At 71.4% G+C, this 23,791-nt stretch carries 18 protein-coding genes and 3 pseudogenes; 14 read left to right on the top strand and 7 right to left on the bottom strand.

Features of this window, described 5'->3' with window-relative positions; all coding sequences use genetic code 11:
- From ACWGIF_RS07710 to ACWGIF_RS07690, 5 genes are all read left to right on the top strand, one after another.
- Window positions 1-2,064: a copper resistance CopC/CopD family protein gene (locus ACWGIF_RS07710; RefSeq protein WP_453492582.1), complete on the top strand. Its 2,064-nt coding sequence runs from the start codon at window positions 1-3 to the stop codon at window positions 2,062-2,064.
- Window positions 1,989-3,347, top strand: coding sequence for an iron uptake transporter deferrochelatase/peroxidase subunit (efeB, locus tag ACWGIF_RS07705; protein WP_453492579.1), 1,359 nt, complete (start codon window positions 1,989-1,991; stop codon window positions 3,345-3,347). The genes ACWGIF_RS07710 and efeB overlap by 76 nt, the downstream gene beginning before the upstream one ends.
- Window positions 3,348-3,389: 42 nt before the next feature.
- Window positions 3,390-4,325 (top strand): prephenate dehydratase, encoded by a 936-nt coding sequence (pheA, locus tag ACWGIF_RS07700; RefSeq protein ID WP_453492576.1) that lies wholly within the window; start codon window positions 3,390-3,392, stop codon window positions 4,323-4,325.
- A gap of 528 nt (window positions 4,326-4,853) precedes the next feature.
- Window positions 4,854-6,131 (top strand): serine--tRNA ligase, encoded by a 1,278-nt coding sequence (gene serS / locus ACWGIF_RS07695; RefSeq protein WP_453492573.1) that lies wholly within the window; start codon window positions 4,854-4,856, stop codon window positions 6,129-6,131.
- Window positions 6,128-6,940, top strand: a complete 813-nt coding sequence (locus ACWGIF_RS07690) for an HAD family hydrolase (RefSeq protein WP_453492571.1) — start codon at window positions 6,128-6,130, stop codon at window positions 6,938-6,940. Before serS ends, ACWGIF_RS07690 begins: the two co-directional genes overlap by 4 nt.
- Before the next feature lie 137 nt (window positions 6,941-7,077).
- On the opposite strand, the gene ACWGIF_RS07685 is transcribed toward ACWGIF_RS07690, so the two are convergent.
- Entirely contained in the window at window positions 7,078-7,620 is a 543-nt protein-coding gene (locus ACWGIF_RS07685) for a hypothetical protein (protein ID WP_453492568.1), read from the bottom strand.
- A 163-nt stretch (window positions 7,621-7,783) separates the two neighbouring features.
- Between ACWGIF_RS07685 and ACWGIF_RS07680 the strand changes: the two genes are divergently transcribed.
- Together ACWGIF_RS07680 and ACWGIF_RS07675 are read left to right on the top strand one after the other, a co-directional pair.
- The gene (locus ACWGIF_RS07680) at window positions 7,784-8,773 is read left to right on the top strand and encodes a sensor histidine kinase (RefSeq protein WP_453492565.1); all 990 of its coding nucleotides are present in this window, start codon (window positions 7,784-7,786) and stop codon (window positions 8,771-8,773) included.
- Window positions 8,774-8,783: 10 nt separating this feature from the next.
- On the top strand, window positions 8,784-9,440 hold the full coding sequence (locus ACWGIF_RS07675; RefSeq protein WP_453492562.1) for a response regulator: 657 nt from the start codon (window positions 8,784-8,786) through the stop codon (window positions 9,438-9,440).
- Window positions 9,441-9,460: 20 nt separating this feature from the next.
- Here ACWGIF_RS07675 and ACWGIF_RS07670 read toward each other — a convergent pair whose 3' ends face one another.
- The 5 genes from ACWGIF_RS07670 to ACWGIF_RS07650 form a co-directional block, all read right to left on the bottom strand.
- A complete protein-coding gene (locus tag ACWGIF_RS07670; protein ID WP_453492559.1) occupies window positions 9,461-10,111 on the bottom strand; it encodes a rhomboid-like protein in 651 nt (216 codons plus the stop codon).
- Between the two features lie 82 nt (window positions 10,112-10,193).
- Complete coding sequence (locus ACWGIF_RS07665) at window positions 10,194-10,913, bottom strand: ABC transporter permease (RefSeq protein WP_453492556.1); 720 nt, start codon at window positions 10,911-10,913, stop codon at window positions 10,194-10,196.
- 15 nt (window positions 10,914-10,928) lie between these two features.
- On the bottom strand, window positions 10,929-11,840 hold the full coding sequence (locus ACWGIF_RS07660; protein ID WP_453492553.1) for an ABC transporter ATP-binding protein: 912 nt from the start codon (window positions 11,838-11,840) through the stop codon (window positions 10,929-10,931).
- A complete protein-coding gene (locus ACWGIF_RS07655) occupies window positions 11,837-12,724 on the bottom strand; it encodes an ABC transporter permease (RefSeq protein ID WP_453492550.1) in 888 nt (295 codons plus the stop codon). The genes ACWGIF_RS07660 and ACWGIF_RS07655 overlap by 4 nt, the downstream gene beginning before the upstream one ends.
- Window positions 12,714-13,703, bottom strand: coding sequence for an ABC transporter ATP-binding protein (locus tag ACWGIF_RS07650; protein ID WP_453492547.1), 990 nt, complete (start codon window positions 13,701-13,703; stop codon window positions 12,714-12,716). The genes ACWGIF_RS07655 and ACWGIF_RS07650 overlap by 11 nt, the downstream gene beginning before the upstream one ends.
- Window positions 13,704-13,918: 215 nt before the next feature.
- Here ACWGIF_RS07650 and ACWGIF_RS07645 point away from each other — a divergent pair, with 215 nt between their 5' ends.
- From ACWGIF_RS07645 to ACWGIF_RS07630, 4 genes and pseudogenes are all read left to right on the top strand, one after another.
- Window positions 13,919-14,788, top strand: a complete 870-nt coding sequence (locus ACWGIF_RS07645; protein ID WP_453492544.1) for a M24 family metallopeptidase — start codon at window positions 13,919-13,921, stop codon at window positions 14,786-14,788.
- Window positions 14,785-16,584 (top strand): SDR family oxidoreductase, encoded by a 1,800-nt coding sequence (locus tag ACWGIF_RS07640; protein ID WP_453492541.1) that lies wholly within the window; start codon window positions 14,785-14,787, stop codon window positions 16,582-16,584. The genes ACWGIF_RS07645 and ACWGIF_RS07640 overlap by 4 nt, the downstream gene beginning before the upstream one ends.
- Before the next feature lie 72 nt (window positions 16,585-16,656).
- A pseudogene (locus ACWGIF_RS07635) lies at window positions 16,657-16,956 on the top strand (hypothetical protein); the annotation flags it as partial.
- Between the two features lie 10 nt (window positions 16,957-16,966).
- The gene (locus tag ACWGIF_RS07630; protein ID WP_453492538.1) at window positions 16,967-17,881 is read left to right on the top strand and encodes a MerR family transcriptional regulator; all 915 of its coding nucleotides are present in this window, start codon (window positions 16,967-16,969) and stop codon (window positions 17,879-17,881) included.
- Window positions 17,882-18,103: 222 nt separating this feature from the next.
- Here ACWGIF_RS07630 and ACWGIF_RS07625 read toward each other — a convergent pair whose 3' ends face one another.
- Entirely contained in the window at window positions 18,104-18,955 is an 852-nt protein-coding gene (locus tag ACWGIF_RS07625) for an aquaporin (RefSeq protein ID WP_453492535.1), read from the bottom strand.
- A gap of 131 nt (window positions 18,956-19,086) precedes the next feature.
- On the opposite strand from ACWGIF_RS07625, the pseudogene ACWGIF_RS07620 reads away from it, so the two are divergent.
- The 3 genes and pseudogenes from ACWGIF_RS07620 to ACWGIF_RS07610 all read left to right on the top strand — a co-directional run.
- A pseudogene (locus tag ACWGIF_RS07620) lies at window positions 19,087-19,230 on the top strand (RNA 2'-phosphotransferase); the annotation flags it as partial.
- Window positions 19,231-19,234: 4 nt separating this feature from the next.
- Window positions 19,235-20,725: pseudogene (locus ACWGIF_RS07615) on the top strand (HSP90 family protein); the annotation flags it as partial.
- Entirely contained in the window at window positions 20,722-23,757 is a 3,036-nt protein-coding gene (locus tag ACWGIF_RS07610) for a tetratricopeptide repeat protein (RefSeq protein WP_453492532.1), read from the top strand. The pseudogene ACWGIF_RS07615 and the gene ACWGIF_RS07610, both read left to right, overlap by 4 nt.
- Window positions 23,758-23,791: the final 34 nt, after the last annotated feature.

The following is a 23,791-nucleotide window of genomic DNA, read 5'->3' as shown; positions in this document are numbered from 1 at the left end:
ATGACGGCCACCGCCCCCGCCCCCTCCACGGCCCGCGCCCGTGCCACGGCATTCCTGCCGCGGCTCGCGCTGGTCCTCGCAGCCCTGCTGGCAACCCTGTTCACCGCGGCCTCACCGGCCACGGCGCACGCCGCCCTCACCGCGAGCGACCCCACGGACGGGGCGGTGGTCGCCACGGCTCCCGCCCAGGTCACCCTCTCCTTCTCGGAGCAGGTCGCGATGGGGGACGACTCCATCCGCGTCCTCGACCCCCGGGGCAAACGCGTGGACACCGGCGAGCTGCGCGACATGTGCAGCGGGAACACCATCCGCTATGGCACCGCTCTGCACGCCGGCCTTCCCAATGGCACCTACACGGTCGCCTGGCAGGCCGTGTCGGCCGACAGCCACCCGATCTCGGGCGCCTTCACCTTCTCCATCGGCGCGCCCTCCGCCACCGATGTCACCCTCCCCACCGCGCAGGCGGGCGGCGGGCCGGTCGGTATCGCGTACGGGATCGCCCGCTACGCCGCCTACGCCGGCTTCGCGGTCCTCGTCGGCGGCGCCGCCTTCATCCTGCTGTGCTGGCGCGGGGGCGCCGCCGAACGGCCGCTCCAGAAACTCGTCGTGCGGGCCTGGGTCGCGCTGACCGCCGCAACCCTCGCCATGCTGGTGCTCCGAGCCCCGTACACCGGCTCCGGGAACTTCGCCGACGCGTTCGACCTCAACGGACTCAGGGCCGTACTGGAGACCAAGACCGGCGCCTCGCTGGTCTCCCGGCTGCTGCTGCTGGGCGCGGCCGCCCTCTTCGTCGCGGTGCTCTTCGGCGCGTACGCACGCCGTGTGCAGGGCGCCGGAACCGAGGAGGAGGCCAAGGACACCAGCGACCTCACCTTCGGCCTGGCCATGGGCGGCGCCGTCGTGTCAGGCGGGATCGCCGCCACCTGGGCGCTTTCCGAGCACGCCTCCACCGGTATCCAGACCGGCATCGCCATGCCCGCCGACATCCTGCACATGATGGCCGTGGCCACCTGGCTCGGTGGCCTCGCGGCGCTGCTCGTCGCCCTCTACAAGATCCCCGGGATCGAACGCGCGGCCGTCCGGCGCTTCTCCAAGGTCGCCTTCGCCAGCGTCCTGGTGCTCGCCGTCACGGGCGTCTACCAGTCCTGGCGCCAGGTGGGCAGCTGGTCCGCCCTCACCGGCACCGACTACGGGCGGCTGTTGCTCCTGAAGGTGGGCCTGGTCGCCGTCCTTCTCGCCATCGCCTTCGCGTCCCGGAAGTGGACCGGACGGCTCGCCGAAGCCGAAGCCCCTGCGGCCTCGGCCGGGCCCGCCGAGAAGGTCGCCTCGCAGGCGGCGCCACAGGCGGCGTCGCAGCGGACATCGGACGGGACATCGGGCAGGGCTTCTGAGGGGATCGCACGGGACGATGTTTCACGTGAAACGGCCGACGATGTTTCACGTGAAACAGAGCCTGTCCGTGACGCCGAGCCGGTCACAGTCCCCGCAGACCCCGAGCGCGCCGCCCAGCTCGCCCGACAGCGTGCCGCCCGCGAGACCGCGCGCGAGAAGCGGGTCCGCGACGCCGACCCGGACCGCGCCGGCCTGCGCCGCTCCGTCCTTGCCGAGGCGGCCGTCGCCGTGATCCTGCTCGCCGTCACCACGGTCCTCACCAGCACCGAGCCCGGGCGAACCGTGGAGCAGGAGTCGAGCCGCGGCTCCACCGCCACCGCCGTCCCCGACCGCGCCGTCAAGATCACCCTGCCCTTCGACACCGGCGGCCCGAACGGCAAGGGGGCGATCCGTCTCGAACTCGACCCGGGCCGGGTGGGTGCCAACACCCTTCACCTCTGGTCCGACACCGACGACGGCAAGCCCTTCGATCTCCCCGAGGTCAAGGTCGCCTTCACCCTCCCCGCCAAGGACATCGGCCCCTTGCCGCTCGTCCCCGATCAGGCCGCCCCCGGGCACTGGACCGCATCGGGCGTACAGCTGCCGCTCGCCGGCGAATGGCGCATCGACGTGACCGTCCGTACCTCCGACATCGACCAGACCACCGTCCAGAAGACCGTGAAGATCGGCTGACCAGCGTGACCGAGAGCAACACCGACATCGAGATCTCCCGGCGCCGACTGCTGGGCACCGTCGGCGCCGCCGGCGCCGCCGGGCTCGCGCTGGGCGCTGCAGGCGGCGCCCTCGCGCACTCCGCGCTCGCCGACTCCGCGAGCCGTTCCGCCTCGGGCGCGGCCGGCAGCCTGACCTCCCTCGGCGCCACCCAGGTGCCCTTCCAGGGAGAGCACCAGGCCGGTATCACCACGCCCCTGCAGGCCAAGGGGCACCTCGTCGCCTTCGACCTGGCCTCGGGGGCGGGCCGTACGGAGGCCGCCGCGCTGCTGCGACGCTGGTCCGAGACCGCCCGGCGGCTCATGGCGGGCGAGCCCGCCCCGACCTCGGACAGCGGCATCGCCCTGGACGCCGGTCCGTCCTCCCTCACCGTCACCTTCGGCTTCGGCCACTCCTTCTTCGAGCGCACCGGGCTCACCGCCCGCCGTCCCGCCGCCCTCGACCCGCTGCCGGACTTCTCCTCCGACCGGCTCGACGCCCAGCGCAGCCATGGCGACCTGTGGGTCCAGATCGGCGCGAACGACGGCCTCGTCGCCTTCCATGCCCTGCGCGCCCTGCAGAGGGACGCCGGGGAGGCCGCCCGCGTCCGCTGGCAGATGAACGGTTTCAACCGGTCCCCCGGCGCCACCGGCACCCCGATGACGGCCCGTAACCTGATGGGCCAGATCGACGGCACCGGCAATCCGAAGCCTTCGGAGCCCGACTTCGACAAGCGGATCTTCGTACCCGTCGCCGGCCCCGGCCCCGACGAGCACGCCTGGATGGGTGGGGGCTCGTACGCCGTCGTCCGGCGCATCCGCATGCTCCTCGACGACTGGGACAAGCAGTCCCTCGCCCAGCAAGAGCAGGTCATCGGCCGCACCAAGGCGACCGGCGCCCCGTTGACCGGCGGCGGCGAGACCACCGAGATGGCTTTCGACAAGCTCGGCGCCGATGGCAAGCCCGTCATCCCGTCCAACGCCCACGCCCGGATCTCCGCCCCCGAGCAGAACGGCGGGGCGGCCATGCTGCGGCGCCCATTCTCCTTCCACGACGGGATCGGCTCCGACGGCGCCCCCGACGCCGGGCTCCTCTTCGTCTGCTGGCAGGCCGATCCGCTGCGCGGGTTCGTCCCCGTACAGCGCAAGCTCGACCGCGGCGACGCGCTGTCGGAGTTCATCCGGCACGAGTCCAGCGGCCTGTACGCGGTTCCGCCCGGCCCCCGCAGCGGTGAGTACGTGGGACAGCGGCTGCTCGAAGGATGAACAGCAACCCGGGGGGTGGCACCCCGGCATTAGGCTGATCGCATGTCAGCCACCCGCTTCACGTATCTCGGTCCCGAGGGCACCTTCACCGAGGCCGCCCTGCGCACCCTGCCGGAAGCCGCGACCCGCGAGCTCGTCCCGATGGTGTCGGTCCCGGCCGCCCTGGACGCCGTACGCAACGGTGAGGCGGCCGCCGCGCTGGTCCCGATCGAGAACTCGGTGGAGGGCGGGGTCACCGCCACCCTGGACGAGCTGGCCTCGGGCGAGCCGCTGATGATCTACCGAGAGGTGCTGCTGCCCATCGCCTTCGCGCTGCTCGTGCGGCCCGGAACCGCCCTGTCGGACGTGAAGACCGTCACGGGGCACCCGGTCGCCCAGCCGCAGGTGCGGAACTGGCTGCGGGCGAACCTGCCGGACACGGTGTGGGAGTCGGCCGCGTCGAACGCCGACGGCGCCCGTCTGGTCCAGGAGGGCCGCTTCGACGCCGCCTTCGCGGGCGAGTTCGCCGCGGCCACCTACGGGCTTGTTCCGCTGGTCACCGAGATCCACGACGCGGAGAACGCCGAGACGCGGTTCGTCCTCGTCGGACGCCCCGCGCGGCCGGCCGCGCCGACCGGCGCCGACAAGACCTCCGTCGTGCTGTGGCTCGGCGACGACCACCCGGGTGCGCTCCTGGAGCTTCTCCAGGAGTTCGCAGTCCGCGGGGTCAACCTGATGCTGATCCAGTCCCGCCCGACCGGCCAGGGCATCGGAAACTACTGCTTCGCCGTCGACGCCGAGGGTCACATCTCCGACCGGCGGGTCGGAGAGGCACTCATGGGCCTCAAGCGGACCTGCCCCCAGGTCCGCTTCCTCGGTTCCTATCCGCGCGCCGGTGTCGCTCAGAGTGATGTCCGGGCACCTCGGGCCGGAACCTCGGACGGCGATTTCACGGCGGCCTCCGACTGGCTGGGGCGCTGCCTGGACGGCCGGGCGTAAGGCCGTCGTCCACTGTCCACAGAGTTATCCACAGGATGTGATGCAGACCTGGGGACAAGTCGACAGAGCGGCCCGACAAGGTCGACAAATCGGTCCGACGGCCCGGGTTTCGTGCTGGGGAGCGGAAGGTGAACGGTGTCACCTCCGCAGCCCCGATCAACTCTTTGGGGCGAGTCATTCCCACCCGAATGAGTGTGTGAGGGTGGTTTGAACCCTGATTCGCCCCGACCATCCACCGATCAGGAATGATCTATTCCTGTGTCCACAGAGGCAGCACACAGCCTGTGGATAAACTGCGGGCCGCAGTGATTCCTGTGGACAAGAACCACCTCCGGCCCTGCTCAGGGCCCGACCGCCGGTCGACATTGCGCCCCTTTTCGGGGAATGGGACCGCTTTTATCGACACCCCCGACAGGGATCAGTTCCAGTCAGCCTCCGGGACTTATCCATTCGTTGCAATTAGGACATAGTGCCACGCAGCGTGATATCGGTGTGATCCCCGGAAGCCCAGCCCGGTAGCCTTGAGGGGTGATTGACCTCCGGCTGCTCCGTGAAGACCCTGACCGTGTCCGCGCCTCGCAGCGCGCCCGTGGAGAGGACGTCGAACTCGTCGACGCACTGCTCTCCGCCGACGAGCGCCGCAGGTCCTCAGGCATGCGCTTCGACGAACTGCGCAATGAGCAGAAGTCTCTCGGCAAGCTCATCCCGAAGGCCTCCCCCGAGGAGCGGGCCGAGCTGCTGAAGAAGGCCGAGCAACTCAAGCAGGACGTCAAGGCCGCCGAGGCCGAGCAGAACGAGGCCGACGAGGCCGCCAAGCAACTTCTCCTCCAGCTCGGCAACATCGTCCACGAGGACGTGCCGGTCGGCGGCGAGGAGGACTTCACCGTCCTGGAGACGCACGGCACCATCCGCGACTTCGCCGCCGAGGGATTCGAGCCCAAGGACCACCTGGAGCTCGGCGAATCACTGGGCGCCATCGACGTCGAGCGCGGCGCCAAGGTCTCGGGCTCGCGCTTCTACTACCTGACCGGTGTGGGCGCCCTGCTGGAGCTGGCGCTGGTCAACGCGGCCATCGCCCAGGCCACCGAGGCCGGCTTCATCCCGATGCTGACCCCCGCGCTGGTGCGTCCGCGCGCCATGGAGGGCACCGGCTTCCTCGGCCAGGCCGCGGAGAACGTCTACCACCTGGAGAAGGACGACTACTACCTGGTCGGCACCTCCGAGGTGCCGCTCGCCGCGTACCACATGGACGAGATCATCGAGGCCGACAAGCTGCCGCTGCGGTACGCCGGCTTCTCCCCGTGCTTCCGCCGCGAGGCCGGCACATACGGCAAGGACACCCGAGGAATCTTCCGCGTCCACCAGTTCGACAAGGTCGAGATGTTCTCGTACGTCGCGCCGGAGGAAGCCGAGGCCGAGCACCAGCGCCTCCTGGAGTGGGAGAAGCAGTGGCTGACCAGCCTGGAGCTGCCGTTCCAGGTGATCGACGTCGCCACCGGTGACCTCGGCGCCTCCGCCTCGCGCAAGTTCGACTGCGAGGCCTGGATCCCGACCCAGGGCAAGTACCGCGAGCTGACCTCCGCCTCGAACTGCGACAGCTTCCAGGCGCGCCGCCTGTCGATCCGCTACCGCGACGCCAAGAAGACCCAGCCGCTGTCCACGCTGAACGGCACGCTGTGCGCCGTACCGCGCACGATCGTTGCGATCCTGGAGAACCACCAGCAGGCCGACGGTTCGGTGCGGGTGCCCCAGGTGCTCCGTCCGTACCTCGGCGGCCGCGAGGTCTTGGAGCCGATCACCAAGTGAGCCCGGCTCCGTTCCCGTACAAGCTCGTCGCGACCGATCTCGACGGCACGCTGCTGCGTGGCGACGACACCGTCTCGGAACGCACCCGTGAAGCGCTCGCCGCGGCCACCGCGGCGGGCGCGGCGCACATCATCGTCACCGGCCGTGCGGTGCCCTGGACCCGGCATGTACTGGACGATCTCGGTTACAACGGGATCGCCGTCTGCGGACAGGGCGCGCAGGTCTACGACGCGGGCGCGCACCGGCTGCTGACCTCGGTGACGCTGGACCGGCAGCTGGCCGGCCTGGCGCTGTCGAAGCTGGAGGCCGAGGTCGGTCCGCTGGCCCTGGCGGCCAGCCGGGACGGGGTGGACGGCGAGGTCCTGTTCGGGCCCGGGTACCAGGTGCAGGAGGGCCTCCCGGCCCTCTACCTGGACGACACCGCGGCGGTCTGGACGGCTCCGCTCAACAAGCTCTACATCCAGCACCCGGAGCTGGACGACGATGCGCTCGTCAAGGTGGCCCGGCAGATTGTGGGCAGCCTGGTCGACATCGTCATGGCGGGACCCGGCATAGTCGAGATCCTGCCGCTGGGCCTGACCAAGGCCACCGGTCTGTCGCTGGCCGCGCGCAGGCTGAAAGTGAAGGCGGCGGAGACGATCGCCTTCGGCGACATGCCCAACGACATCCCGATGTTCGGCTGGGCCGCGCACGGGGTGGCGATGGCCAACGCCCATGCGGAGCTCAAGGCGGTGGCCGACGAGGTGACGACCTCCAACGAGGAGGACGGCATCGCGGTGGTGCTGGAGCGTCTGCTGGGCGCCGCGTAAGGCGCAGGACGTACGAGAGGTCCGGGACGGCCCGCGCCGCAAGACGCGCTCGAAGTGGCCGTCCCGGACCTTTTGTTGCTCCCCGCACGACTCACTCTGCCCCGGGCCGAAGCCCCGTACCAGCGATTTTCCACGCCTCAGCCGTACATCCGGCGGCGCCGCCAGTAGGCGATGGTGAGGATGCCGAGCAGCGGACCCCAGAGCAGCAGGGGTGCGTAGGACAGGTTGAAGACCCACAGGCCGAGCCCGGTGGGCGCCTCGGGATTCGCGGCGTTGACCTCGCTCCACGTCGAGGCGCCGAGGACCGTGATGCCGGTGAGCGCGATTGCGCCCAGCGCTGCGGGGACCACCGCCATCCACGGGTGGAACCGGCGTCCGCCCAGCCGGGGGATCCAGCGGGGCAGCTCCTCGCCCCAGCGCTGAACCAGACCGAGACTCAGCAGGCCGAGGCACTCCTGGAGGACGCTGACGAAGATGAGGACCAGCGATTCCCTGCCCGGGTAGTACGCGTGGTGCAGATCGCTGCCCGGGCCCCAGCCCATGGGGATGCCCGCCGCGATCATGAGTCGCCACACGCAGCTGGGGAGCACGGTCAGCGAGGCGAGCCCCGCCAGCCGGCGAAGCCGGGGTGAGACCCCGGGCGAGGTGTCCGAGGGGCGCGCGACGGTGTTGGCGGTCATCGTTCACGTCCTGTTCGGGAGGGTCCGGCTGATGACTCGAGCCTCGTCGCCCGGGGCCTTCGCAACCATCCGCCGAACAGCAGGCCGGACGGGCACGGCCGCTCGTGCGGCTCTGCCGAACGGCAGATGGCAGGCCCGGGCGTGCGCTCGTAGGGTCGGGGGCATGACCGTCAACCCGGCTGCCGCGTATGCCCCGTTGCTGGCAGCGGCTGCCGTCGTGGGGCTCGCCGCCACCGGCCTGGGGGCACCCGCGCCGTGGCTGCTGCTCTGGATGTGTGTCCTGCTGCCCCTGCTGGCTCTGGTGGCCCGCTGGTCTCCTCTGCGTTCGGGGACCGTGGCGGGCGTCCTGGGCGTGGCCGCCGTCGCTCTGTGGCCCGTCCCGCTGGTGTGGGGACGGGGGTCGTGGCTGGAGGCCGGCGGGGCGGCGGCCTTCTGGGCGCTGCCTGCCCTCGGAGCGGTGCTGGCCGGCGGCTTTCTGCGCCGCCAGGCCGGCCGGATGCGGCGTGCCGTACGGGATGCGCGCCGCGACCAGCAGCTGGAACTCGCCCGGGATCTGCACGACTTCGTGACTCACGACGTGAGCGCCATCGTGGTGCAGGCGCAGGCGGCCCGGTTCGTGGCCGCGCAGGACCCCGGGCAAGCGCTCCGGGCGCTGGAGCGGATCGAGACGGCGGGGCTGAGCGCGCTGGCCTCGATGGACCGGACGGTGCACGCGCTGCGGGAGGCCGCGGGCGGGCCGACGGCTCCGGTTCCGGGTCTGGCCCAACTGCCTGATCTGGTGGAGCGATTCGAGGGCGGGACACTGGACGCCGACCCGCAGGCGGTACGGGAGTTGTCACGGGAGGCGGACACCACGGCGTACCGGGTAGCCGTCGAGGCGCTGACGAACGTACGCCGCCACGCGCCCGGGGCGGCCGTGGTGCAGGTCGCCGTACGCCGGGCAGGGGCGGCCATAGAGATCAGCGTGGCCAATTCCGCCGCACCCCGGGGCGCCGTCGGGCTGCTGGTACGACGGCGTCGGGGCGGGACCGGGCTGGCGGGCCTTCGCGGACGGGTGGAGGCCGCGGGCGGGACCCTGCGGGCCGGGACGGCCGAGGACGGCGGGTGGCGGGTTTGCGCCGTCTTCCCCGCGGACGAGACGACCCTCGGGTGATCATGGCGGCGTGACCACACGCATCCTGATAGCCGACGACCAAGAGGACATCCGCAGCGGTTTTCGGCTGATCCTCGATTCGCAGCCGGACATGACCGTGGTGGGGGAGGCGGCGGAGGGGGAGAGCGCGGTGGCACTGGCGCGGGAGCTGCGGCCCGACGTGGTGCTCGCGGACATCCGGATGCCGAGGCTCGACGGGCTGGAGGTGACCCGGCTGCTGGCGCCCGAGACGCGTGTCGTGGTGGTGACCACCTTCGACCTCGACGAGTACGTGCACACCGCTCTGCGCAACGGCGCCTGCGGTTTTCTGCTCAAGCGGTCCGGACCGGCGCTGCTCATCGAGGGGGTACGGGCCGCGATGGCCGGAGACACGCTGATCAGTCCGCAGATCACGGTGCGGCTGCTGAGCCGGCTGACGCAGCAGGGTCCGGTCGCCCGGCCCACGACGCATCCGCTGACGGCGCGGGAGCTGGACATCGTGCGCCTGGTGGCGCGGGGACTCACCAACGCCGAGATCGGCGCGGAGCTGTTCATCAGCGCGGGGACCGCCAAGACCCACATCGCCAACGTCCAGGCCAAGCTGGGGGCCAGGAACCGGGTGGGAATCGCGGCGTGGGCCTGGGAACACGGCGTGGTGAAGGCGGAGGCCGGGGACGAGGCCGGCTAGCCGGAGGGCTCAGTCGTGTTTCACGTGAAACGAGGGGGTGTTTCACGTGAAACAACGTGGCGGGTGAGGGGCCAGGAGAGCAGGCCGACGGAGAGCGCGATGGCGTGGCCCAGGTCGGTGAAGGTGCCGCCGGTGGCGAGGGGGATACCGAAGAAGGCGACCGCTCCGGCCAGGTAGAACCATCTCCAGGGACTGGGGATCCGGTAGGTGAGGACACCGGCGGCGGCCGCGAGCCCGTAGCTGACGCCGATGTCGACGACATGGGTCATGCTGCGGGGGGCACGGTGGTCCTGGATGGCCGCCAGCAGGACCCTCTGGCTGATCAGCGTGGCGACGACGTGCGCGCTCGCGACGATCACGAGCCAGCGCAGGGTGCCGAGCCAGCGTTCGACGGGGGCGTGAAACAGCTCGAAGAGCACCGCGTAGAGGGCGAGCGAGGCCGGGTTCTCGATCCAGAACGCACTGCTGAGGAGTGCCCGGACGGGATGCTGGACGAGCTGGTGGATATTGCTGCTGTTGCGGTGGAGCAGCACGCGGTCGACCTGATCGGGCGCGATCACGACGACGATGCTGGTGACGGCGATGATCAGCAGCCAGATATGCGTTCCGGGCGAGGAGCGTATCCACGACCGCAGGGGCCTGGACGGCTCCGGCACGGTGTGCTCGATCATGCACCGATGATGACGGGCAAAGCTGTGCCCCGCCTGGCCGGTGGGCCGGGCGGGGCACGGTTTTCCCTGCGCTGCGGGCGACCTACTCCTCACCGGCCAACGTGAGGCGACGCAGTTTCTGGCCTGCGTAGAGAGTGGCGCCGACGGTGACCGCGCAGAGCAGGATCACCGCGGTGGGCAGGCCGACGGTGGCGTCGACGTACCCGTTCCCGGCGACCTTCTCGGCGAGGGCCAGGGACCACTGCTGGACGCTGAGGGTCTTGGCGCCGGAGACCAGGCTGCCGAAGAGCGACTCCCAGATCAGGGCGTAGACGAGGCCGAAGACGACCGCGTGCCGGCTGACGGTGCCCAACAACAGGAACAGTGCGCTGTAGGCGATCGAGGCGACGAGCGCGGCGATCGTGTAGGCGACGGCGATCTGCTGGCCATTGCCGTTGAGGATGAATCCGGCGATCAGGGTGGGGATCGCGGAGAACGCCATGGTGACGGCGATCGCCACGATCAGCTTCGTCATGATGATCGTCGGGCGCTTCACCGGCTTGGCGAGCAGGTAGACGATCGAGCCGTCGTCGATCTCGGGGCCGATGGCACCGGTGCCGGCGATGACGCCGATCAGCGGAACCATCGTGGCGAGGGCGAAGCCCCCGAGAAGCTCGGCGGCGACCTTGTCGTCCACGCCGGTGAAGGCACGGACGGCGAGGGCGATGACGATCAGCAGTGCGGGCAGCGCGAAGAGGATCAGCGCGCGGCGCCGGCCGAGCAGGGCCCGGTAGGTGAGCCGGGCAACGGTGGGTTCGTACATGGGTGCCAGCTCCTTTCAGGCCGCGACGAGGTAGGAGAAGACCGACTCGAGGGACTCGTCGGAAGGCGAGACCGTCAGCAGCCGGATGCCGTGCTCCCGGGCCACACGGGGCAGCAGCTCGGTGAAGCGGCCGAAGTCGACGGCCTGGATGCGCAGCGCGCCCTCCTTCAGGTCGACCTCGATGCCGGCGGTGGAGGGGTCGGCGATCAGGGCCGCGGCGAGGGCCCGGTCGTCGGAGGACCGGACCAGGTAGCGGTGCGGGCGGTCCGTCATCAGGCGGCGGATCTTGCGGAAGTCGCCGGAAGCGGCATGCCGGCCGGCGACGACCACCTCGATGTGTGAGGCGAGCTGCTCGACCTCCTCCAGGATGTGGGAGGAGAACAGGACGGTGCGGCCCTCGTCGCCCATGCGTCGCAGCAGGTCCATCAGCTGCATGCGCTGGCGCGGGTCCATGCCGTTGAACGGCTCGTCGAGGAGCAGCACGGACGGGTTGTGGACGAGGGCGGACGCCATCTTCACGCGCTGGCGCATGCCCTTGGAATAGGTGGAGATCTTGCGGTCCTGCGCGTACTCCATCTCGACGGTGGCGAGCGCCCGCTGCGCGGCCGCGTCGTCGAGGCCGTGGAGCTCGGCGTTGGCGACGACGAACTCCCGGCCCGTGAGGAAGTCGTACATGGCCTCGCGCTCGGGTACGACGCCGACCTGCTTGTAGATCTGCTCGTTGCGCCAGATCGGCGCGCCGTCGAGGGTGACGGTGCCCGTGGAGGGGGCGAGGAAGCCACCCATCATGTTGATGAGTGTGGACTTGCCCGCGCCGTTGGGGCCCAGCAGTCCGGTGACGCCGGGACCGATGCGCATGGTCACGTCGTTGACGGCGACGACGTTCCCGAACCAGCGGGAGGTGTGGTCGATGTCGATGGTGGTCACAGCCCGGCCTTCCGGTAGCGGGCCATCAGGGCGGCGTAAGAGCCGACGATGAGGCCGAGGATGACGAGCACGTAGACGAAGCCGATGCCGGCCGAGGGACCCTCTCCGCCGGGGAAGGCGGACGTCGCGTCGAGGAACGCGGTCTGCATGCCGTCGATCAGGGTGATCGGGGAGAACAGGCCCATCCAGTCGATGGCTCCGGTGTTCCCGGTGCTGTAGGCGATCCCCTGGACGGCGGTCACCGCGCCGTAGGGGATCAGGAGCACCGCGATGATCGCGGCGACGCCGAACCCGCGGCGCGGGGTGAGCGCGGCCATCACCAGGCCGAGTCCGGCGAACAGCAGTGACAGCAGAAGAACCGACACGAGTCCCTGCCCGAATCCCTCGGTCTGGTCGGCGAAGTCGAACTTCGCCAGGAGCGAGCCGATCCACATGATCAGCAGCGGGGTCGCGGTGAGGATGAACAGGGCCGAGGCCATGGCCGCGTACTTGGCCACCACGTAGTCGACGCGTTCGATGGGCCGCGAGAAGTAGAGCGGCACCGTCTTGAAGCGCAGGTCGCGCGAGACGGACTGCGGTGCCTGGGAGGCGAGGAAGAGGCCGATGATCACCTGTGTGGTCAGGGCGTACGTCGTGTACTTGATCGGCAGGTCGGTGGAGCCCGGCACCGCGATGGCGACCGCCACGATGATCACTGCGGGGACGCACATCACCGCGAAGAGGATCATCGGGAGGACCTTGGACTTGGCGGAGCGGCCCAGTCCGTAGGCGCCGCGCAGCGACTGCGAGAACAGCGACTTGCGGGCGTAGGCGCGGCCGAGCCGGGGTCCGTCGTAGGACCGGTAGCCGATGTTGTGGATCTGGGTCGAGGTGTCAGGCGCCATCGGAACCGGCTCCCTTCTGCTGGACGGGGTACGAGGGCTGGTCGTTGTCGCGGAAGACCTCCGCGATGTGGTGACGGCGCTGCTCCATGCGGACCAGGCCGAGGCCCAGGTCGGCGACGGTGTCGCGGACGGTGTCGTACGCGTCCTCGCCGGTGGCCTCCACGAGGAGGATGTGACCGGCGCCGGGCAGGCCCTGCTCGGCACCCGCGTGCAGGGTGACGCCCGCCTCGGTGAGCGCCTTGCGCAGGGCGGCGGTGCCGTCCGGGTGGGTGTCGGAGTCGGTGACCTCGACCGCGAGGGTCGTGGTGATCTGGGTGAAGTCGCTGGTCGAGCTGGAGCGCAGCAGCTTGCCGCCGTCGACGACCACCACGTGGTCGCAGGTCCGCTCCAGCTCGCCGAGGAGGTGGGAGGTGACCAGGACGGAGATGCCGAAGTCCGTGTAGATGCGGCGGATCAGGCCGAGCATCTCGTCGCGGCCGACCGGGTCCAGGCCGTTGGTCGGCTCGTCGAGCAGAACCAGTTGCGGGTCGTGGACCAGCGCCTGGGCGAGCTTGACGCGCTGCTTCATGCCGGTGGAGTAGCCGCCGATGGGGCGGTAGCGCTCCTCGTACAGCCCGACGTGGCGCAGGGTGTCGGCGGTGCGCTCCCGGGCCGCGGTCGGCGGCAGTCCGGACATGCGCGCCATGTGGACGACGAACTCCGTGGCGGAGACGTCGGGTGGCAGGCAGTCGTGCTCGGGCATGTAGCCGACGCGTTCACGGATGGCACTGCCATGCGTATGGACGTCGAGGCCGAGTACGGCGGCGCTGCCCTCGGTGGCGGGGGACAGTCCCAGCAGAATTTTGATCAGCGTGGACTTGCCGGCTCCGTTGGCACCTACGAGGCCGGTCACACCAGGCCCGATGTCAAGGGAGAGCCGGTCGAGGGCGGTCACTCGGGGGTACCGCTTGCTCAGGCTTTCGGTCGCGATGACAGTCACGGGGTCGACGTTAGTGGCGCGGCTCTCGCGAAGCGTCAGACCTTGAGCTGGCTCCGGTCTCCGCCTTCAGGCGTACATGCCCGTACTGGAGGCTGATGTGGCCCGGACAAGTTCGTCCACAGGTCTGTGCACGGCCCTTGACGTGATCTCCGGTCATTGTCACATTCATCAGTGTCAAGTTACGGGCGCGTACGGCTACACGGATGGACGGGCTGATGGCTGGGGACACCAAGCAACGCACTGCGCGACTCTCCGGACGGCTCTGCGCCGACCTGAGCGGGTTCAGAGAGGTTCAACGCCTCTCGTACGAGTGCGCCGAGGCGGTGGCGGCCCAGCTGCGGCCCGGAGTGACCGAGCGCGAGGCCGCGCGCATGCAGCGCGAGTGGCTGCGCGACCGGGGAGTGCGGGACTGGTTCCACCTGCCCTTCGCCTGGTTCGGGGACCGCACCGCCTTCGCGAACTTCAGGATTCCGCTGCAGTTCTTCCCGACCAACCGGAAGCTGGAGCCGGGTATGCCGTTCATCCTCGACATGGCGCCGGTTTTCAAGGGCTACGCGGCCGACATCGGCTATTCGGGCAGCCTCGGGCTGAATCCGGTGCAGGACCGGCTCATGTCCGACCTTCAGGCACACCGAGTACTGATCCTGGAGCAGGTGCGGGAGGGCCGCTCGTTGCGCGAGATCTACGAGAACGTCGAGCGGCTGATGAACCGGCAGGGGTACGCCAACCGGCACCGCGCCTACCCCTTCGGCGTGATCGCGCACAAGATCGACCGGGTCAAGGAGCGCCGCTGGTCGCCGACCGCGTTCGGGTTCGGCACCCAGTCCCTCAAGGGGCTGGCCAGTGACGTCCTGCACGGGCACCGCGAGGGCTGGTCCCCGCTGTGGAGCCCGTACCACTTCTCCGATCACCCCCCGCAGCCCGGACTGTGGGCGGTGGAACCGCACCTGGGATTCCGGGGCACCGGCGCGAAGTTCGAGGAGATCCTGGTCGTCACCGACTCCCGGGACCCCGAGGAGAGCGCGTTCTGGCTGGACGACGACCTGCCGCACGTGCGGCGCTGGGCGGAGGAGAAGGCAGCATGAGCGACATGAGCGACGTGAGCGGAGCGGGAGCGGCGGGGTTGGCGGGTGCGCGCGAGCGCTGGGTGAGCACCGGGGGCGTCGAGCTGTGCGTCGTCGAGCTCGGCGAGGCGGACCGCCCGACCGTGCTGCTGGTGCACGGCTACCCGGACAGCAAGGAGGTCTGGTCGGAGGTCGCCGAGCGGCTTGCGACCCGCTTCCACGTGGTGCTCTACGACGTCCGCGGCCACGGGCGCTCCACCGCGCCGCAGCCGCTGCGCGGGGGCTTCACCCTGGAGAAGCTGACCGACGACTTCCTGGCGGTGGCGGACGCGGTCAGCCCCGACCGGCCCGTGCACCTGGTCGGCCACGACTGGGGCTCCGTACAGGGCTGGGAGTTCGCGACGGTCGGCCGTACCGAGGGGCGGATCGCCTCCTTCACCTCGATGTCGGGCCCCTCCCTCGACCACTTCGGGCACTGGATCAAAAAGCGGATGGCGCGGCCCACCCCGCGCGCGGCGGCGCAGCTCCTCGGCCAGGGCGCGAAGTCCTGGTACGTCTACCTGCTGCACACCCCGGTGCTGCCGGAGCTCGCCTGGCGCGGGCCCCTCGGCAAGCGGTGGCCCGCGATGCTCCAGCGCATCGAGAATGTGCCGGCGGGCTCCTACCCGACGGCCTCGCTGCCCTCGGACGCGGCGCACGGCGCCTGGCTCTACCGCGACAACGTGCGGCCTCGGCTGCGCCGGCCGCGCCCCGACGCGTACGCCCACGTGCCGGTGCAGCTGATCACCGCGACCGGGGACGCCTTCCTGTCCGAGCGGCTCTACGACGGCCTGGAGCGGTGGGCCCCGGAGCTGCTGCGGCGGACCCTGCCCGCCAAGCACTGGGTGCCCCGGACCCGGCCCGACCAGCTGGCCGCCTGGATCACTGAGTTCGTCACCGACCGGGAGGAGCCTGCCACGCGGGCGCCAGGACAGAAGGCCCCGGGCAAGTACGCCGACCGCTTCGGCGGCCAGCTGGTCCTGGTCACGGGCGCGGCCAGCGGCATCGGCCGGGCCACCGTCTTCGCCTTCGCCGAGGCCGGGGCCCGGGTGGTGGCCGTCGACCGCGACGCCGAAGGCGCGGCGCGCACGGCCGACATGGCCCGGCTCGTCGGCGCCTCCGAGGCGTGGGCCGAATGCGTGGACGTCAGCGACGAGCAGGCGATGGAGAAGCTCGCGGTGAAGGTCGCCTCCGAGTACGGGATCGTGGACGTCCTGGTCAACAACGCCGGGATCGGCCTGTCCGGCGCCTTCCTCGACACCAGCGCCGAGGACTGGAAGAAGGTCCTCGACGTCAATCTGTGGGGCGTCATCCACGGCTGCCGGATCTTCGGGAAGCAGATGGCCGAGCGCGGCCAAGGCGGCCACATCGTCAACACCGCCTCTGCCGCGGCCTATCTGCCCTCCAGGACCCTGCCCGCATACAGCACCTCGAAGGCAGCGGTGCTGATGCTGTCGGAGTGCCTGCGCGCGGAGCTGGCCTCGAAGTCCATCGGCGTCTCCGCGATCTGCCCCGGCATCGTCAACACGAACATCACGTCCACCTCGCGCTTCGCCGGGGTGGACGAGGCCGAGGAGAAGCGCCGCCAGGAACGCTCCTCACGGCTGTACGGGCTGCGCAACTTCCCGCCGGAGAAGGTCGCCGACGCGATCCTGCGGGCCGTGGTGCGCAATGAGGCCGTCGTACCGGTGACCCCGGAATCCAAGGGCGCGCTGTGGATGTCCCGCTACGCCCCGAACGCTCTGCGGCGCCTCGCCAGGCTGGAGCCCCGGCTGTGAGCGGGACCCCGTACCCGATCAGCCCGCGCCGGGTGGCCTTCGGCTGGAAGAGCGCCCCGCTGCACGTCGCTGGAGTGGCTCCGCTTCCGGCTCGCGCTGGTCGCCGCGATCGAGCCCGTTCACGGCGGTCCTCGGGGACTGGGTGCTGCGCGCCGAGGGGCTCGACCGGGCCGGGCGCACGCGCACAACCGGCCGGTGGCCAAGGGCCTGCTGCCCCCATGGAGAGAGCTCGCCGCGGCCATACCCTGCTACTTTCGGCGGTCGTACCATCCCTCGCAGGAGGGCTCGCTGCGCAGGGCGGTCGAGTACCTTGCGGCTTCACCTGGCGCCCGGGCCGCGGCGGGCCCGGTCGGCCGAGCCGCGATGTCGTAGGGAGCCGGGATTGTCCGATCAGGCGGTAGCCGAGTACCGGATCGAGGATCTGGCGCACCACAGCGGGGCGACGGTGCGCACGATCCGTGCGTACCAGGATCGCGGTCTGCTGCCAAAGCCGGAGCGGCGGGGCCGCTCCAACGTGTACCGGGACACGCATCTCGCGCGGCTGCGCCAGATCGCGGACCTGCTGGACCGCGGCTACACCCTGGCCTCCATCAAGGAACTGCTGGAGGCCTGGGACGCGGGGCGCGGGCTGGGCGGCGTGCTGGGCCTGGTCGCCGAGGTGCACGGGCCGTGGACCGACGAGGAAGCGGCCCGGATCAGCCGGGAGGAGCTGAACGAGCGGTTCGGCGGCCGGCCGGACGACGACGCGGTGAACGAGGCGTGCGACCTGGGAGTGCTGGAGCGGATCCCCGGGCGCCCGGACCAGTTCCTGGTGCCGTCCCCTCAGGAACTGGCGGTGGCCGCCGAGCTGTACGCGGCCGGGGTGCCGCTGTCGGCCATCACCGGGCACCTGCGGGAGCTGCGCGGGCAGGTCGAGCACATCGCCTCGCGGTTCCTGGAGTTCACCACCGAGCACGTCTTCGCGCGCTACCTCGGGCAGGTGCCGCCCACGGACGCGGACGCGGCCGAGGCGGCGACGATGGTGCGGCGGCTGCGGCCGCTGGCCCAGCAGACGGTGGACGCGGAGCTGGCGCGGGCGATGCGACTCTTCGCGACCCGGCACCTGCAGCGCCACCTGGGAGCAGTCGGCGCACCGAAGCCGGCGGGTCCCTCGCCGGTGACTCTGCCGGCCGGGACGGTACGGGCGGTGCAGGAGCTGGTGGGCGCCGACCACGTGGCGGAGTTCGTGCGGGCCGCCACGGAGCGGGAGCTCCAGGCCCGGACGATGAACGATCTGGCGCGCCGGGGTGGCCGGTAGCGCCGGGGCGACCGGTGACGCCGGGGTGACCGATGGCGCCAGGATGACCGATGGCGTCCGGGCGACGGCTTGCGCCGGGTGGCCGGTTGCGCGCGGCGACCGGTGACGCCGGGTCGGGCTTAGTCCACAGGTTCCACAGGGCGGATCACGCGTTTGCCGTCAAAACCCGCCCAAACGGCTGTGGAAAAGTCCCCTTTACCTGTGGGCAACTGAGACGGTGTCTCAGCCAATGGTCTCGTACGCCGCCTTGGCGGGGCTCGCACCGTCCGCCGGACCGTTCTCGGACAGGGCCGCCGGGACGGCCGTTGCGACCGGCGCCGGCTCCGTGGGCCGGCCGGTCCCGGCCCCGGACTCGACCCCGGTCTCGGTCTCAGCTCCGGTCCCGGCCCTGGTCATGGATCCGTAGAGGAGGGCGGCCAGCGCCAGGCCCAGCACCCCGCCGATCAGCTGGGCGGCGACGAATCCGGGCAGCGACTCGGGGGCGATACCGGTGAAGGAGTCGCTGAAGCTGCGCCCGATGGTGCCGGCCGGGTTGGCGAAGGAGCCGGAAGAGGTGAACCAGATGGCGGCCGCGATGTAGGCCGCGACCGCCGCCGGGATGAGCCGGGGGCGCCCGATGCGGTCGAGGCCCTGGATCACGAGGACGAGACCGGCGGTGGCGACCACCTCGCCGAGGAGCAGGTGGCTGCCGTCGCGCACCTGGGTGGCGAAGGTGCCCGGGGTTCGGCCGAACATCGCTTCCGCGAGGAAGGCGCCGCCGACGGCGCCCGCGACCTGGGCCGCGGTGTAGACGAGCGCCTCCGCGCCGCCGACCCCGTTGCCGCCGCGGCGCCTCGCCCACCAGGACGTGAGGGTGACCACCGGATTGAGGTGGGCGCCGGACAGCGGCCCGAAGAGGGTGATGATCAGCCCGAGACCGATCGCCGACGCGAACGAGTTGGCGATGAGAGCGACACCGGTGTCGCGGCTGAGCTGGGCGGCCTGGAGTCCGGAACCGATCACGACCACGAGCAGTCCGGCGGTACCGATCAGTTCGGCAGCCGCACGGCGCGACAGAGAGGTCTGGGCTGTCATGGTTTCTCCCCCTGAACAGAATTGGCAGTGGAAAATATATTCCGCATCTTGGAAGAGCGATAGGGGTCTCCGACGGTGGGCCGCACCGAAAATCCCCGCCCGAAGCCGGCCCGACCGGGCACGCTGGGGGCATGGATGAAAAACGCACCGTGAAGGTGTCGAAATACGTCTCGAAACACCTGCGCCACCAGCCGGAACGGATCGGACTGGTGCTCGACCCCCAGGGCTGGGTGGAGATAGACGACCTGCTGCGCGCGGCCGCCTCCCACCGCTTCCGGCCAGATCCGGGTCGTCACCCGCTCCGCCCGCGACCCCCTGGCGGCGCCGGTCGAATGGCTGGCCATGGACGACGGTTCGTACACCGTCCGCGAACTTCCCCACGAGGCACGCCCGGAGCCCGGCACCACCGTCGTCCTGGAGGCCCGCCCGGGTGCCTCGCAGTGGACCGTCCCGGCCAAGGTCGAGGAACTGGCCCGCGACTACGGCTCCCTGCTGCCGTACGCCATCACCTTTGACGACGGCGAGGGCGGCGAGCCCCGCCCCGTCACCGACCGGCCCGCGGTGTGGGACCGGCCCTTCCCCACCCCCGAGGCCCGCCGCGTCGCGCTCGCCGGACACTGCGCACAGCTCTTCGGATTCACCCCCCTCGACAGCATCGACCTCGACCTGCCGGTCGCCGGCGTGCGCGGAGTGGCGTACGTCCTGCCCGAGCCGACCAGCCCCGCCCACCGGGCCGGGCACCGCGTCCACCTCAAGGGGATGCTGCTGACCGACCGGGCGGACAACCTTTTGCCGGACTGGGCGTTCTTCGTCCGCGCGGTCCTCGACACGGACACTCTGCGGCCCACCGCCTCGCGCGAGAACCTGTACGACGACGAGACCCTCGCCGCCGTACGGGACGCCCTCGGTGCCCGCGTGCGCGGCTGGCTCGCCGAGCTCGCGGCGAGCGAGCCGGACCGCCTGGCCGCCTTCCTGGGCGTCCACCACCTCGGTGTGAAGTCCATGGCCCGGCACGACCCCGAGCTGCTCGGGCTGATGCTGCCGTGGCTGCCGTTCGAGACCAGCGACGGCTCGGTGAGCCTGCAGGAGTTCGCGGCCGCCCACACGGACATCCACTTCACCCGCACCGTCGAGGAGTTCCGCCAGATCGCGCCGATCGCCGCGGCCCACGGTCTCGGTGTCATCAACGCCGGCTACACCTACGACGCGGACCTGCTGGCCCTGCTGCCCGCCGTACGGCCGGAGCTCAAGGTCACCGAACTGGACGCCGGAGCCGTCACCGAGCGGCTCGACCCCGTGCCGACGGCCGCGGAACTGGAACTCGCCCCCTTCCTGGCCACCGCGCGCACCCGCCTGGAACCCCAGGGCTGCGACGTGGTGCTGCGCGCCTTCCAGCCCGTCGCCGTTCCCGCGCTCTACCTCGACGACCGCCAGGCCCGCCAGGAACGCGACCGGACCGCGGCACTGGAGAGCGCCGACTCCCTGTGGAGCGGCATCCTCGGCGCGCTGCGGGGCTCCGCGCCACGCGCCCGCCTGGTCCTCAACCACAACAACCCGCTGATCCGGCGGATCTCCGCCCTTCCCGACGAGGCGCTGACGGGTACCGCCGTCGAATCGCTCTACGGGCAGGCCCTGTTGATGTCCCAACGACCGCTGCGCCCCGCCGACTCCACCCTGCTCAACCGGGCGTTCCTCGGACTCCTGGAATGGGCGACGCACCCCACCGAAGCCCGCGATGCGCAGGACGATGCGCAGGAGGACCAGAAGTGACGACGCTGACGCGCGAGGAGATCGTGCGGGGCCTGGCGGAGAACCGCGAAGCACCGAACGGCGCCGCCCGCAACGCGCACGCAGAGGCCCTGGCCGGTGCGGCGGAGGCGAACGGCGACCGGGCCCTGTTCCGCGAAGCCCTCGACAATCTGATCAACGCGTATCTCTACAGCTCCGAGTCACCGAAGATCCTGGTGCCCTTCGCCCGGCTGCTGCAGGAGTACGACAAGGATCCGGGTGCCTTCTCCGGATGGGACGCGCACTCGCTGTTCTGGCAGTTCAAGTGGGTGTCCACGGCCATCTCGGATTCTCCCGGGATCCCGTTGGAATCGGCCGTCGGCTGGCTGGACGAGATGGAGCGCCGCTACCGGATCGCCGGCTACAGCGAGCGGCCCGTCCGCGAGGCCGAGCTGTGGCTCGCCCATGCCATCGGCGATGACGAGCGCGCCGAGCGGGCCTTCCGGCGCTGGCTGGCGGCGGAGCGCGACGACATGAGCGACTGCCGGGCCTGCGAGCTCAACGGCCAGGGCCAGTACGTCGCCCTGCAGGGCGACGACGCCGAGGCCCTGGAGCTGTGGAGGCCGGTGCTCGCGGGTGAGATGACCTGCGCCGAGGAGCCCCACCGGTTGCTCGCCGCCTCGCTGCTGCCCCTGCTGCGGCTCGGAAGGGCCGAGGAGGCTCGCTCGAACCATCTGCGCGGCTACCGCATGGCCCGCGGCAACGAGAGCCTGCTGCCGTCGGTCGGCAAGCACATCGAATTCTGCGCGCTCACCGGCAACGAATCGCGTGGGCTGGAGATCCTGGCGGAGCACGCCGCCCACGTGGCCCCTCTCGCCAACCTCGACGACCGGCTGGCCTTCCACGGCGGCATCCTCGTCCTGCTGCGCCGTCTGAAGGAGCTGGGGCACGGCGCGGTCCCCGCCGTCCCCTACGAGGGAATCCCTCGCACCGTCTCCGAGCTGTACGAGGTCCTCTACGCGGGCTCCCTCGACATCGCCCGGCAGTTCGACCGGCGCAACGGCACGACCCGGATCTCGGACCGGTTCCTCGCGCGGGTCGGCCGGGAGCCGCTGGAGGGCGATCTGCCGCTGGGCGTGCGCAGTCCCCGGCTGCCGCAGACCGCCACCGGCGTCGGCATCCCGGCAGGCCCCGTCCCCGCCCGGCCCGGACCGGCGTGGACGTCCACCGACTTCACCGACCTGGTGGACCGGGCCCGGGGTGCCCGGCACCTGGGTCACCCGGGGGCGGACGCGCTGTGGGCCGAGGTGGCCGTACGGATGGACGCGCAGCCGGAGCCCGATCCCCTGGTCCGCGCCGATCTCGCGGACCAGCAGGCCCTGGCCGCCGCGCGGCGCGGGGCAGAGGACGCGCCGGCGCTGCTGGCTGCCGTCCGCGACGACTACCGGGCGCTCGGCCTGGCGGAGCGCGCGGCGCTCGCGCAACTGCGGCTTGCCGGCGTGGCCGCACAATCCGGAGCCGCGCCCGCGGAGATCCGGGAAGGACTGCGGGCCGCCGTGCGGGCCGCCGAGGCACTGGACGCCACGGAACCGCTGCGGGCCCGGCGGATCGCGCTCGCGGAGCTGTCGGCGATCCGGGTGGAGTCGTACCTGCGCTCGGTCGAGGCAGCCGGACCGGACAAGCACCGGCACGACCGCCACGATTCGGACCAGGAGCACGGCCACGGTGAGCTCGTCGCCGAACTGACCGCCTTCGTCGCCGCCTACGCGGGCACGGCGGCGGACTTGGTGGCGGAGGCCGAGGAGATGCTGGGCCGGGTTGCTCTGGCACAGGGCGACCCGGAGCGGGCCGTGCCGCTGCTGGCGACGTCCGCCGAGCGGGCGGTCTCGGCCGGCCGGCCGTGGCAGGCCGTGGATCCGCTGGTGCTGCGGGCGGGCGTGCTGATGTCGCTGGACCGCCCCGAGGAGGCGGAGGAGGCGGCGCGCACCGGACTGGAGCACGCCGCCGAGCTGATCGATGCCGAAGCACAGGGCGTCGTACGGCTGACGCTCGCGGACATCCTGCTGCGGCGGGGTGACGCGGTGACCGAGGCCGCGGAGCACGCCCTGGCGGGGGCCCACTGGTTCGACCAGGCCGGTCTCACCGCCGACGGCGGTGCGCAGGCACGGCTGCTGTTGGCCCGGGCGTACGCGCAGGAGGGCCGGGCGGCCGAGGCGGCGGAAGTCCTGCAGTCGGCGCTGCCGGATCTGCTGGAGCACGGCGACCAGCAGGCAGTGTCGGTACGGGAGTTCCTGGGCGATCTGCTGCGCAGGCTGAACGAGCCCCGGCCGGCGGCGGAGCAGTACCTGCTGGCGGCGGAAGTGGCCAGGGACTGGGAGGATCCGCGCCCGCAGGCGAGCCTCGCGCAGTCGGCCGCCGACAGCCTGGCCGACGCGGGTCTGGCCGTGGAGGCGGCCGCCGCCTACGAGCGGGCCCTGGAGCTGCACCGCCTGACGGGCGGGGCCCCCGTCGCCGAGGTGCGCGTTCTGCGCTCCCTGGCCTGGCTGGGACTGCGCGAGGGGGCCACCACCGCAGCCGTCGAAGGGGCCCGGGGCCGGATGGACGAGGCCGCCGAGGTCTTGGAGGCCGCCTTGACCGCCGAGCCCGGAGTCCCCGAACTGCGGGCCGAACTCGCCCAGACATGGCACCAGCTGGCGCAGGTGCTCGACCGGTACGTCAGCACGAACACGGAGACGGACGACGAGGACCTCGACGACGCCGCGGCCGAGGCCGACGACGGACCCGTCCCGGCCAAGCCGCTGAGCGATGCCGAGATCGAGGCCCTTCGCCTGGAGGAGATCGAGCTGTGGGACCGGGCCGCCGGGACCTATGCGTTGCTCGGCCCGGATCACCTGCACGACCGGTTCCAGTGCCTGAACAACGCCGCGTGGACGGAGCAGGAGCGCGGCCACGCGGAGGCGGGCGTCGCCCGCGTCTCCGCGCTGATCGACGAGGTCCGGGCACAGCCCGAGGACGCCGTGCCCGACTGGCTCCTGCCTGCGGCCGAGCGCCTGGTCTCGCAGCTGACGGCTTGAGCCCGCCACCGGTGGTCGCCGCTCCTGCGAGGAG

This window comes from Streptomyces sp. NPDC054849 (assembly GCF_053610945.1).
Note: the sequence above shows the minus strand (reverse complement) of the source record. Positions and strands in the feature narration are given on the sequence as shown.